The 11,666-nt window shown below is 68.1% G+C and carries 14 protein-coding genes and 1 pseudogene; 5 read left to right on the forward strand and 10 right to left on the reverse strand.

Features of this window, described 5'->3' with window-relative positions:
• Positions 1–169: 169 nt before the first annotated feature.
• From AB0J87_RS37625 to AB0J87_RS37635, 3 genes are all read right to left on the reverse strand, one after another.
• Entirely contained in the window at positions 170–676 is a 507-nt protein-coding gene (locus AB0J87_RS37625) for a pyridoxamine 5'-phosphate oxidase family protein (protein WP_363973413.1), read from the reverse strand.
• A 783-nt stretch (positions 677–1,459) separates the two neighbouring features.
• Positions 1,460–1,783: a hypothetical protein gene (locus tag AB0J87_RS37630; RefSeq protein ID WP_363973416.1), complete on the reverse strand. Its 324-nt coding sequence runs from the start codon at positions 1,781–1,783 to the stop codon at positions 1,460–1,462.
• A gap of 457 nt (positions 1,784–2,240) precedes the next feature.
• Positions 2,241–2,606, reverse strand: coding sequence for a hypothetical protein (locus AB0J87_RS37635; protein ID WP_363973419.1), 366 nt, complete (start codon positions 2,604–2,606; stop codon positions 2,241–2,243).
• A gap of 45 nt (positions 2,607–2,651) precedes the next feature.
• On the opposite strand from AB0J87_RS37635, the gene AB0J87_RS37640 reads away from it, so the two are divergent.
• Positions 2,652–2,990: a hypothetical protein gene (locus tag AB0J87_RS37640; protein WP_363973421.1), complete on the forward strand. Its 339-nt coding sequence runs from the start codon at positions 2,652–2,654 to the stop codon at positions 2,988–2,990.
• 1,437 nt (positions 2,991–4,427) lie between these two features.
• On the opposite strand, the gene AB0J87_RS37645 is transcribed toward AB0J87_RS37640, so the two are convergent.
• A complete protein-coding gene (locus tag AB0J87_RS37645) occupies positions 4,428–5,033 on the reverse strand; it encodes a helix-turn-helix transcriptional regulator (protein WP_363973424.1) in 606 nt (201 codons plus the stop codon).
• Positions 5,034–5,296: 263 nt separating this feature from the next.
• Between AB0J87_RS37645 and AB0J87_RS37650 the strand changes: the two are divergent.
• Positions 5,297–5,908: pseudogene (locus AB0J87_RS37650) on the forward strand (carboxylesterase family protein); the annotation flags it as partial.
• Positions 5,909–6,006: 98 nt separating this feature from the next.
• Here AB0J87_RS37650 and AB0J87_RS37655 read toward each other — a convergent pair.
• Together AB0J87_RS37655 and AB0J87_RS37660 are read right to left on the reverse strand one after the other, a co-directional pair.
• Entirely contained in the window at positions 6,007–6,537 is a 531-nt protein-coding gene (locus AB0J87_RS37655; protein WP_363973427.1) for a MarR family winged helix-turn-helix transcriptional regulator, read from the reverse strand.
• Positions 6,527–7,249 carry an SDR family oxidoreductase gene (locus AB0J87_RS37660; protein ID WP_363973430.1) on the reverse strand — a complete coding sequence of 241 codons (723 nt, stop codon included), beginning with the start codon at positions 7,247–7,249 and terminating at the stop codon, positions 6,527–6,529. The genes AB0J87_RS37655 and AB0J87_RS37660 overlap by 11 nt, the downstream gene beginning before the upstream one ends.
• Positions 7,250–7,578: 329 nt before the next feature.
• On the opposite strand from AB0J87_RS37660, the gene AB0J87_RS37665 reads away from it, so the two are divergent.
• Both AB0J87_RS37665 and AB0J87_RS37670 read left to right on the forward strand, forming a co-directional pair.
• Positions 7,579–8,046 carry a hypothetical protein gene (locus AB0J87_RS37665; protein WP_363973432.1) on the forward strand — a complete coding sequence of 156 codons (468 nt, stop codon included), beginning with the start codon at positions 7,579–7,581 and terminating at the stop codon, positions 8,044–8,046.
• Between the two features lie 4 nt (positions 8,047–8,050).
• Positions 8,051–8,425: a hypothetical protein gene (locus AB0J87_RS37670; RefSeq protein ID WP_363973435.1), complete on the forward strand. Its 375-nt coding sequence runs from the start codon at positions 8,051–8,053 to the stop codon at positions 8,423–8,425.
• 280 nt (positions 8,426–8,705) lie between these two features.
• On the opposite strand, the gene AB0J87_RS37675 is transcribed toward AB0J87_RS37670, so the two are convergent.
• Positions 8,706–9,098 carry a helix-turn-helix domain-containing protein gene (locus AB0J87_RS37675; protein WP_363973438.1) on the reverse strand — a complete coding sequence of 131 codons (393 nt, stop codon included), beginning with the start codon at positions 9,096–9,098 and terminating at the stop codon, positions 8,706–8,708.
• Positions 9,099–9,247: 149 nt separating this feature from the next.
• Here AB0J87_RS37675 and AB0J87_RS37680 point away from each other — a divergent pair, with 149 nt between their 5' ends.
• The gene (locus AB0J87_RS37680) at positions 9,248–10,081 is read left to right on the forward strand and encodes an enoyl-CoA hydratase/isomerase family protein (RefSeq protein ID WP_363973441.1); all 834 of its coding nucleotides are present in this window, start codon (positions 9,248–9,250) and stop codon (positions 10,079–10,081) included.
• Positions 10,082–10,234: 153 nt separating this feature from the next.
• Here the strand turns inward: AB0J87_RS37680 and AB0J87_RS37685 are convergent, their stop codons facing one another.
• The 3 genes from AB0J87_RS37685 to AB0J87_RS37695 form a co-directional block, all read right to left on the reverse strand.
• Positions 10,235–10,660, reverse strand: a complete 426-nt coding sequence (locus AB0J87_RS37685) for a recombinase family protein (protein ID WP_363973444.1) — start codon at positions 10,658–10,660, stop codon at positions 10,235–10,237.
• A 98-nt stretch (positions 10,661–10,758) separates the two neighbouring features.
• Positions 10,759–11,202, reverse strand: a complete 444-nt coding sequence (locus tag AB0J87_RS37690; RefSeq protein ID WP_363973447.1) for a tetratricopeptide repeat protein — start codon at positions 11,200–11,202, stop codon at positions 10,759–10,761.
• Between the two features lie 243 nt (positions 11,203–11,445).
• Positions 11,446–11,666, reverse strand: a 221-nt coding sequence (locus tag AB0J87_RS37695) for a hypothetical protein (RefSeq protein WP_363973450.1), incomplete at its 5' end; no start/stop codon positions are given.

Genomic DNA, 11,666 nt, shown 5'->3' on the forward strand with positions numbered 1-11,666 from the left:
TGCCCGTACCGTCACGGGGATGTGGGGTAACGGCCAGACAGATGTTCCTTGTTCGAGGCCTGCCGCAGCGTTGCTCCTGCGGCAGGTGGATCCGTGGCGCGGCGGGCGGGACATGGCCGCTGTCGTCCACGCGATCGAGGCGCGCCGCGACGCCTGTCGCCGTCGAGCACTAGGCCGGATGGCGCCAGGGCATCACGGGCGCGCGGTGGTCGGAGGCGAGGCCGTGCAGCGGGCACGGTCGGCGCGCCTCGCGGGGGCACAGCACGGACGCCTCGCTGATCGTCGCGCGATACAGGCGCCACGCCGCCGGTGCGGTGACGTCCTCGAGCGACAGGGCGGCCCCGCCCCGGCTGGGCTCTCCGGGGTAGATCTCGATACCGCGGTCCAGGTCGCGGCCGGTCAGCTCGGTGGCGGTGCCGGACAGGTACACCGCCCGGCCGTGGTAGGCCGGCACCGTCGAGTCGAAGATCACCATGCTCAGCTCAGGGCGCGCGGCGAGGTTACGGGAGTGCTGCGTATCGGGGCTGGACACCCAGAAGATCTCGGCGTAGTCGGCGGTCGCGAAATAGACGGGCGACGTCCACGGGATGCCGTCGGCGCCGGCGGTGCCCAGGACCGCGTACAGGTTGGCGTCCATCAGCCCCCGGGCGTGGGCGTCCAGGTCCACGTCGGTCATGACGCCGGCCCCCGCTGGACCCGGTGGACAACGGCCATCGGGGCCCCCGCGGCGCGTTCGGTGATATTGCGTCGAATACGGCAGGCAGAGCGGTGGCGGCGATCGGCTCTGCTGGGCCGCTCGGCCGGCCAGTCCGCGGGCGGGTGCCGCTCTTCAGCAAGCAACGGCGTCCAATGGATCGAGAGCCCGTCCATGACGCTCACCCCGCATCCGGGAACACGGTCGGGTCGGGCATCGTGACCTCCTTGTTCGACGATGTACGGCCAGTCTGGCGGGCGGCACGCATCTGAACATCCGCGCTGCACACGGTGCCACCACTGAGCCGCTACGGAACAGCCACTGACGTACGCCATCCTGGCAGGCGTGGATCCGGGGTCATGCTCTCGCGGAAGTTGATGCGCTCGGCGATGACCTCGACGGTCTCCCCGCCGCTGGTCGTGGACTTCTTCGTCCGGGTCCGCAATCGCTGTTTCCAGGCGGCGGCAATCTCGGCAGGCAGTCGCGTGTGTCGATGCCGGGGTGATGCCGCTCGATGTCGGCCCAGAATTGGCTCCCGAGTGGGTAGGCCAGCGTCCTCAGACTGACGTAGCCCAGGGCGGGCCGGCGCTCTTCCAAGTACTCCACCAGCATCCGTTAGAAGACTGCGGCGTCAATCGCTATCTTGGGTTCTTGGCCCTTTCTCGCAGGTCAGAACGAGATGATCTTGTTAGCCTTGTAAGGCACGGTGCTGAACCGGGCAGCCATAAGCGCGAGGTTCGCGGCCCTGTCCCTCAAGCGCGGTGATCACCAGGAGGTGGTCGGCGTTCCCCGGCAGCGGCGGCCGTGGCGCGGTATCGGCCAGCGCGTCCGCCGTTCATCCCTTGCATGGGCCCGGAATCCCCAGAGGTGCATCGGTGCTGCCGCCGCCGACCACCAGCGCGTCGGCTTCGGCCAGCGCCGGCTCGGGGTTCTGCGCCAGGTGTCGGCCACAGCCGTGATGTTCGGCATGGTGCTGCGGTGGAAGTTGGCCGTGTCCGCCAGCCACTGGCGTGCCGCCTCGGGCGCGCTCTCCACTCGTGCCTCCAGGTCTGCCACGACCGCGCTCTGCCGCTCGGCCAGGTTTCGCACGGCCTGGGTGATCTGCTCGATCAGCGGTGGCTCGGGTGGTGGGGCGAAGTATTCGGCGGGGAGTCCAGTTCGATGATCTGGGTGCCCTGATAGGTCGTGGGCTCGGATACTTCGTGGCTGAGCACGACGGCGGGATCGTCCTTCTGGAAGCTACTGGCGTCGGCCAGGATGGTCTTCCGCTCGCAGTAACGCCCTGCGCGCCAAGACCGACAAGTCGCCGCACACGCTGGGTCATGACGGCCACCCCGATACCGCATACCGTCGCCATGGTCGCCTACGGCAACCATCGGAGCGCCCCCCTCCGTGACGAACCCTACTCGGGGTCCGCAGTCCGGAAGGTTGGGGGCAGGGCAACCTTCCGAGGTGATGCCACAGGCGGTGGTGGGCCAGGTCGGCGAGAAATGGGGTACGGCAGAACCCGGCGCAGAGGCGGTCAGCGAGCACGGGGCCAGCTAAGTCAGCGAGCGAAGATGGTCTGGGTAGGGCCGCAGGTCATGGACTCCCATGCCGTCCACCGACAGACGGAGGCGCCGATGTGGGTGATCTCCTCGACCGGCCCGTCAAGGTACATCTGGAACGGTGTCGTAGTCTCCAACGCCGTCGGCGAGCAGGCAGGCTCCGAGTATGACCACCGCTTGATGTAATATCCGGCGCCCGCAGGCTGGTAGCTGGTCTCGATGAAGGCCCTGGCGCACTGGCCGGCGTATGCCCAGATCTCCCCGTCGACCACGCCGTTCTCGTACGTCCCGGACATCGAGGCGAGGTACGTCGGGTGGTACAGAGGACCCCAGAACACTAGGAACAGCGCCACGAGTTTTGTCATGGTCAACAGCGTCAGGGATCACCGGCGGCGCCGCATGAGTAGGGCATGCTCAACTTCCGCCGGGCGATCAGCACGACAGGCAGAGGATGCCGATACACGAAGTCATTCGACCCGGATGTCCTCGTTCACCACGGCGGACGCCTGGATCGCGTCAGCTGGATGTTGGTCACCCGTGCCGTCCAGCCGGGGATTGCATGGCATGACGGGACGATGGAGCCGGGCTCCGTCAAGGTGAAGGCATTGCTGCATGCTATATGGCGCCTGTCGCGGCACCGGCAGGTTGAACAGCGCGAATTGATCCATCGGGGCCTCGCCGGGTGGACAGTTGGCCGCGAGCCTGCAGGTCACCTGATGTACGGCGGAGTCGTAGTCGTTCCGCAGTGAGAAGTACGCGCTCGCCAGATAGGAGCCTGCGGGCACGGACAACCTGCGGGCACGGACAATCTGCCGACCGGCTTGAGCGTGTCCTGGAACTCGATGTTTTCGTGTGCAGAGTTGTGCACAGCTGAGCGGGGCAGTGCATTCCGGATGTCACTCAGTTCGTCGCTCAGCGTGCTCTCCGTACCGCCTTCCCTCGCCCTCGTCCCGGCCACAGCGTCCAGATCATCGCCCGTCTCGAGGCTTGGTGACCGCGCATACACCATCGCCATGGGCCAGAGCGGTGACCACCTGGCCGGCGTCGGCTCGCTGTCGGACGCGGACCTGCCCGACGGCCTGGTCGTCGCCGAGGACGGCGTCGCGTTGGCGACCCGGTGGATCGTCCACGGCGACGAGGACGTCAAGGTCGAGGCAGGCGCATGGACATCTGCTACGGACTGCTGGAACCCAGCGTGGAGGAGCATTCCGTCCTGGATGCCGTCATCTCACCTTCATACACAAACCTCGGCCCTTATCGACCCCGATCCGCTGCGCGTCGGCGTTGCTATGACCCACCATCCGTTGACGGGCTCTCCGGGCCTACCTACGCTCGCGCCCTGCTGGTCCTCAGGGATGAGCGCCGGTTGGGATTTCTCAATGGTCCAATCAGCGACAATGGTCCCATGGAAGCCGCCGCCGGTGGCGACCTCGCCTGGCTCGCACGCCGCGAAGGTGGAGGCTCTCTCCCCCTGGGGGACGTGGACGTCGGCGCCAACTCGTAAGACGGGCCCGCTGGCACCCACGCCAGGCGGCCCTTGGGGCCCCTGGGCACCCTGTGGGCCTTGTGGGCCAGCCGGACCCTGTGATCCGACCTGGTTCCAGCTGATCGGTGTTTCGACGACCAGGCATCGCTGTCCCTCGGCGGGATCGATGACCCGCAGAACTCCGGTCAGCTTGGCGACGCAGCCGTTGAACACGCCGTCTCCATCGGGGATGGCGGCATACGCCACCACCCCGCCGCCGAGCACGAGGACGCCTGCTCCGGTCAGAACGCCCAGGGTTCGCTTCAGTGCCATGTGTCCTCCGAGATTCAGGCCTGAGCTTGCTACGGGAACTCTGGTTCCTGCGCCGCGTTCGCGCATGAGTAGGCCTCTACTCAAGTGCCGATAGCTGCTGCGCATCGGGCAATGCCCTCAAACCGATCTATGACATTCTCAATCGCACCGTCGATAACGCCGTGAAGTGGGACAAGGTAAAACGGAACATAGTTGGCCTGTGCGACGTCCCCTAGGGATGTGCTGGACGGTACACAACGTCGAAGGCCCAGGCCCAGGCCCAGGCGCTCGTACTCGGCATGCACCGCGGTGCCCCGCGGGCCTTCCGCCGCCTGGACCACGACCCGTCGCTTATCTGGGGTGGTTGAGCGAAAGCGCTGGTCAGGAGCTCGGGGAGGTGTAAGGCGCGTCAGCCACGTAGGAGTTCTCCGAGTTGTGCTTCTCGGTCTGCGCGGATGCGCTGGAGGGCCTGGCGGAGGCGTTCGGCGGGGACTTCGAACGCTGCGAAGTGGCTGGGATTGCCGTACTGGTAAGGCCCGTACACCGGCGGCCGCCAGCCGCCGTCGACCATGGCTCCGCGCTGGAGCACGTCCCGGTTGAAGAACGGCGCGGATGCCCAGCGACCCCGCTCCGGCTGGTCCAAATCGCTCTCCCGGGCTTGCTCTCCGCCCATCTTGTCCTCGGCCCGTCCGGCGAGCTCCCAGTCCCGAGAGGTGTCGGGGTGCCACCCGAGGGCGGCGGCGATCTGGACGCGGCTCTTGCCCACTCGCACGCGCAGATGCACGATCCCCTCGCCGTCGCGCAGGTCACACAGGTCGAGAGGTTCGGGCGAGCCGACCGCACGAGCCAGCCGCGGCAGGACCGGAGCGCGAGGGCGGCGGGTGCCGGCCAAGTAGAAGGTCACCGCCCGCTCCGACAGACCGGCAGCGGCCGCGATCTCCGCCACCGTCAGCCCCTGTGCCTCCCGAGCGGCGCGTAGGCGCAGGCAGTCGTACCCGTAGTCGGCCTCCGACACGGAAACCTCCAGCAGACGATGGTGAGGGTCTTGCCGGACGCCGGCGTGCCACATTCCCCTGAACAAACCGTGGAGACGGACGGGGGTCCGACGGTGCGCTGCGTACGCTCCCACCGTTTGTTCAGGGCGAAGTCTGGAGCACGGCACATCCCTTACGTGGCTGACGTGACAGAACAACCCCTGGATGTCCGCAAGCCACGTGCGCACCACCCCCACATGCCCTACGTGCCTGACGCCTCACGGCGACCCCAGATAACGCCGGTGCCTTCAGCACCTGCGCCCAGCTGACCTCACCCGTAGCGACAGGGTTGTTCGACAAGGCGATCACCCAGAGCGGTGGCTGCTCGATGCGCCAGCTGGGCATCGACCCCGCCGGAGGAGACACGATCTGGCCGTCCCGGCAGGACGGCGAGCGCATCGCCGCAGCTGTCGCCGAGCCGGTCGCATGCACGGACGCGACGCGGACGATGCCCTGCCTGCGCCGCGTGCCCACCTCACGACTGCTCGCCGCGCAGCAGAAGGTGCCCGCCACCTGGGCACCCTCCTACGGAACGGACACACTGCCGCAGGAGCCGGGCAGTTCCCTGCGCACCGCCTTCGGCCGGGCCGCGAAGCGGTTGTCGGCAAGGGATCCGGCCGGCGCCGAACTGTCCTATCTCTTTGACGATTGGGAGCCGCCATCGACACCCGTTCCCCATCCGGCCAGCTACTGGACCAACTTCGCCGCCATGGGCAACCCGAACGGTCCCGGCCTGCCCCGCTGGAAGCCGCTGACCAGTACCAGCGCGAACGATGTCCACACCCTGACCCTGGATGGACGCGACGGAGATGTCGCAGCACAACATCACTGCCGCTACTGGGCCACGCACAGCTGAGGGGACCTTCTCACCCTCAGCCCGTCGCGCCGTCACGATAAGGGTCAAGCAGCCGGCGGCTGATTCGACGGATCGAGGCCACGTTCGGAACGTGGGGTTCAGTCCCCGACCTGCCCGGTCACAGTCGTGCCGTCCAGTCCGGCGAGCAGGTCGCGCAGCAGGTCGGCGAGCTGGTCGCGGCGTTCGGGCGCGAGGTGGCCGATGAGGCGGTCCTCGGTGGCGAGCAGGTCGGCGACGACGCGGTCGAGCAGGGCGTTGCCCGCGTCGGTGAGGGCGACCGCGCGCGCGTGGTAGCCCGACCCGGCGGTGGTCCGTTCGACCAGCCCGGCCCGGGCCGCCCGCTCCACGCGCTGGGTGATCGCGCCGCGCGTCACCATGCACGCCTCGGCCAGCTCGCCCGCTCTCATCCGGTACGGCGGGCCGCTACGCCGCAGCGTGGACAGCAGATCCAGCGTCGCGACGTCCACGCCCAGCTTCGCCAGGAGGCGGCGGCGCTCGTCGCCGAAGACCTTGGCCGCCCACCAGATCCGGGTGATGACTCCGATCGACTCCACCGGGACGCCCGGCAGCTCGCGCCGCCAGGCATCCTGGATGGCGTCGGCGCCGTCGCGCGGCGGGTCAGCGGCCACGTTCGGCGCCGCCGTTCACCTGGATGATCTGCGCGGTGATGTGCCCGGCGTCGGGCGAGGCGAGCCAGTGCACGGTCCCGGCGATGTCCTGCGGTGTGCCGGGCCTACCGGTGTGGGTCTGCGCGACGAGCGTCGCGCGGCGTCCGTCGTCCAGGGTGCCGCCGAAGAACTCGGTGTCCTCGATGAACCCCGGGGCGACCACGTTCACCGTGATGCCGCGCGGTCCGAGAGCGGTGGCCAGGTCGAACGCGTACGGGTGCAGGGCCGCCTTCATCGGGCCGTAGGAGGTGCCGGCCGAACCCCGCAAGGCCGCGATCGAGCTGATGAACACGATCCGCCCGGACGGGTTGAGCAGCTCGCGGAACGCCTCGGTCGCCAGCACCGACGTCAGCACGTTGGCCCGGAAGTTGCCCGTCCACCGCTCCGCGAGGCCGCCGGAACCGCCGTGCGTCTCGACGTTGCCGCCCGCGTTGTTGACCAGCACGTCGATCGTGGCGAAGCGTTCGGTCAGGTCGGCGCGCACGCGCTCGACCTGCGCCGGCTCGCTCAGGTCGGCCGGCAGCGCGGTGGCGCCGATCTCCTTGGCTGCCTGCTCCAGCGTGTCGGCGCGGCGGCCGATGATCACGACTTGGTCGCCGTCGGCAGCGAAGCGCGCTGCCACCGCCTTGCCGATGCCGGTGCCCCCGCCGGTGACCACTGTCGTGCGTGTCATGTTCATCCCTCCTTGGAGTTTAGACCTAAAGTCAGCCTAGCAAAGGGAACTGGATGCCCCGAGGGCGGCGGGACGTTCCAAGGTGGCGGGGGCCGTGCAGCACTGCTCAACGCGGCCTACGCAGGACGGCCCAGTGCTCCCGAAGCTACGGCGAGGGGCATGTCTCGACGGGGCACGCCACGTAAGCCGGAAAGGGGCAACGGCGATCAGCGCACTGGCCAGAACGTCAATTCTGCTCGACCCCTCTGGATAACGATCATGTAGCGCCTGCTTGGATGCAGGGCCACGGGCGGCTAAATGGGGGGATGACATAATCACGCCAAGAAATCATGGAGCAGCAGGTCGACATCATCCGACTGCTGCTCCACCGCATCCACGCCCTGCTCCTCGACCCCGAGCGTGTCCGCGGCGTTCTGCCAGTCGCGGCTCCGGCCGAGGCGATCAGGGTGGTCGTCGGCGCCGCCGGCGCCTGCCGGGCGGACCGGCTGGCGGCCTACGAGATCCCCTTGCGCGAGGACGACGGCCTGCGCAGCGGTTACGACGGCATCGCCCTGTTGCGCGCTGTGCTCACCACCCCACGTTCGCTCGGCGCCATGATGGGCATGCCCCTCGTCCGGGTGGACCCCACCGTCGTCGAGCTCGCCGAAAGCACACCGGACGATCAAAGGTGCATCGAACCGTGTGTCCGAACCCCGCTTGCGGCAGACCAGCGAGGTACGACGCAGGGGACCGGGGGAGAAGGGCACCGTCCGCGAAGTGGCCATGGTGACGGGGGCAACGCCCCTATGCCATGGTGACGGCATGTCCGAAGATCAGATCCCCACGCCGGTCCCGCTTCCCCCGCCCCTGCGCTACCTGACTGAAGCCGAGGACAACGCCGTCTGGGGTGTCATCGTCGCCGAACCACCAGAGAATCGGGATACGGCCCAGCTCCTCATCTTCCGTGCTCTGGGCGTTTTAGGCCTGTTCGGGCGGCCGGGAGTGAATTTCCCCGAAGGGTTCTGCAACGCACTGAAACTGGCATGGGACACCACACAGCAGTTCGACAGCATATATCTCGGGATGTGGTTCCGATGCAACAACGTTCCCGGCCACAGCGGCATCGACCACTACACCGTCGGAATGGATTGGTCTGACGGCGGGCCCGGCTCTGTGCCCGCCACCGGGACAGACTGACGGCCTCACGGCGCGCTGCGCAGCTCAGGGCTCAATCGTTATCTTGGGTTGTTGCCTATTTCCGCAGGTCAGAGCGCGACGATCTTGTCAGGCACGTAAGGCACGTGGACCGTACGGGCGATGGGGGAAGGGCGACTACTTGGAGGAGAGCGAAGGCGTGTGGCGCGACCAGCTCGACGAAGGAGCCGGAATGCCTTGCCTGGGCGGCCCGCCGACCGGCGGTTGTCCCAACAGCCCGAGACCGCGAACTGCCGCCGTGCCGATCACGGACGATGAGCGCTCAACCATCACTGGAGCGGGCGCTTGCGGAGCGCGCGTCGTAGGCCCGCTGCCGGGCGCCGATGTCGTCGGCGTGTTCGACCGCCCAGGTGTAGAGGTGCAAGAACGGCTCGCGCAGCGACTCGCCGAGTGGCGTGAGCGAGTACTCCACCCCTACGGGCGAGGTCGGCAGGACACGGCGTTCGATCATGCCGTTGCGTTCCAGACGACGCAGGGTCTGGGTGAGCACGCGCTGGGTGACTCCCTCGAGCCGGCGCTTGATCTGGTTGAACCGTTTCGGCTCGGCCAACACCGCCATCGTCATCATCGACCACTTGTCCGCGATCTGGTCGAGGATCGGACGGGTCGGGCAGTCGGCGCGGAAGGTCCAGTCCGGCTCGCTGGTATCGGTCACCTAGGTATCCTCCGCGATGCTTGAGATGCCAAAAGTGCGTTATTGACGCCCCCGGGCGATCACCCAACCATAGGTATACATCAGATACCTAGCGGCGCGGCAGCCACTGTCGCGTTGCCGTCGCCGCTTCCGGATAGGAGTCCCCCGGCGTGAGCCAGCCCACCTTCCCCACCCTGCACGTGACGCGCGACCGCGGCGTCGTCAAGGTCGTCATCGACAACCCTCCCGTGAACGTTCTCAGCCTGGCGATGATGGCCGACCTGATGACGCTGCTGACCACCTTGCGGGAGGACGAGACGGCCAAGGTTGTCGTGTTCGAGAGCGCCGACCCGGAGTTCTTCATCGCCCACGTCGACATGACGCTCGTGGACGACGAGGACGCCACCGCCGACCCGACCGCCGGGGCGCCGGCCGGGCTCAACGTCTTCCAGGCACTCGGCGAGGCCCTGCGCACCCAGCCCCAGGTGACGATCGTCAAGCTGACCGGGATGGCTCGTGGCGGAGGGGCCGAGTTCGTCGCGGCGGCCGACATGAGTTTCGCGGCGATCGGCCGGGCCGGGCTCGGCCAGATGGAGGTGCTGGGCGGCATCGTGCCCGGTGGCGGCGGCACGCAGTACCTGCTGGCCCGGGCGGGCCGCAACCGCGCTCTGGAGATCGTCCTTGGTGCGGATCTGTTCGACGCGCAGACGGCCGAACGCTACGGCTGGGTCAATCGCGCGCTGCCGGCCGACGAGATCGACGCGTTCGTCGACCGGCTCGCCCGAAACATCGCGGACCTGCCGGACGGCACGATCGCGGCCGTCAAGAGTGCCCTGCCGCCGCAGGACCTGGCCGCCGGGATGGTGCGCGAGCACGAGGCATGGGCACGTCAGTTCGCCCGGCCCGCTGCGGAGAAACTGTTCCGCAGCGCGCTCGCGGCCGGCGCGCAGACCCGCGACGGCGAGCGGCGCCTGGAGCAACTGCTGCGCTCGGTCACGCTCTGAGAATCTTCAGCCGACCGGCGGCCTGGCCAGGGTCGTGGCGCAGGAGCCGGGGCTCGCCGGTCGGGACGCCGTGACCTCGCTGCGCAGGATCCCAAACCGGCCCGGAGCTCCCATAGCTACGGCGAGGGGCAGAGTAGGCGGTGATCCCGCTTTCTACCTAGGGGTTTCTGGGGCTCCGTGGATGATGCGGTAGATGGTGGAGCGGCCGACGCTGTACTGGGTGGCCAGGTCGGCCAGGGAGACCTCGCCTTCGGCGTAGCGGTGGCGGATGGAACGCCGCGCCGGTTCGGGCAGCTTGGGCTGCTTGCCCTTGAGCTTGCCGTTCTTCTTGGCCAGGGCCATGCCTTCGCGGGTGCGCTGGTGCCCGATGTTCGCTTCGAACCCCGCGACCATGGCGAGGGTCTGGAGGAACAGCCGGCCGAACGGGTCGCTCCAGTCGTGGACGGATGCGCCCAGCCCGAAGTGGACACCGCGGCCAGACAGGTTGCAGGCATGTAACTGCGGTGCCGCTTTGCGCGTCGCACCCGGCGGGGCATGGGCACTGCCGGAACGACAAGAAGGGATCCGCCCCTTGATCACGCGCTCGTGCTGCTGAAGGATGAAAAGGGCCCCTTACGGGCCGAACCAAGCGCCGAGGTTCAACAGTTAGATGATCCGCTCTGAGCAGCAGTGATCAATCACTCCCGGCCCGCTGAGCTGAAGCTCATGTCGCCGTACCGATTGCCGGCGACGAGGGAGGCGAGCTGGTCCAGCTCGGTGTCGCCAAGCTTCAGGCCGTACACCTTGCATCTCAGGTAACTGAGAAGCCTCGGGCTGTCGTCGGGCGCCAGGTCGATGGCCATCTTGAGGTATTTCTCGGCGTCGGGGAACCGGTTGGACAGCAGCCCTACATAGCCGCGCTGGCGGGCCGCATGCACGTTCGTGGGGTCTGTTTTCAGGATCTCCTCGTACGCGCGGCCGGCCTGCTCGAACTCCCCGGCCTTGAACAGCGCGTCCGCGTCACCGCTGCCGGCTGACGCCGTGGCCGCCGCACCCAGCAGCGGCGCGGTCGCGGCGGCACCGGCCAGCACGGCGGCGCCCCGGAACACCGAATGCCGGTCCCATTTCCCGTCATCAGCCACGCCTTCTCCCTTTCGTGATCGCCTTTGTCGTAACGTTCTGTCCCAGCGGACGGTCACAGCAGCCCCGGCCGGTTCACCTCGCCTGCTTGATGAGGGAGACGCCGCAGTCACCGAGGCCACCCCGGCCGAACAGCATCGACCCGACGCGAGCGGCCGGATCGCTCCGTAACTCGCCCGCCGGTGCAACCCGTTCACTGTCTGCTGGCCGCATCCCCGCCTCGTTCGCGCCGTGTCATGGTTGTGTCACAGCCGCGTCGGTGGTGGCCGCCGCCGGGGAAACCGTGACATGCGGCGACAACGCACGCGCATTCGCCGCCAAGCGTGGTTCGTCATGCGCTTCAGGCCGAGCTGCACCTGCAACACGATGACCAGCGTCGCGTTCTTCGCCGCCCCCTGGCGCGCCGCCGTCCTCATGGGGTCGGGTCGGCCGCCGGCCTGCTGAACGTCGTCCAGCAGGCCGGCGG

The organism is Nonomuraea sp. NPDC049625, from assembly GCF_040675285.1.
Lineage (GTDB): Bacteria > Actinomycetota > Actinomycetes > Streptosporangiales > Streptosporangiaceae > Nonomuraea > Nonomuraea angiospora_A.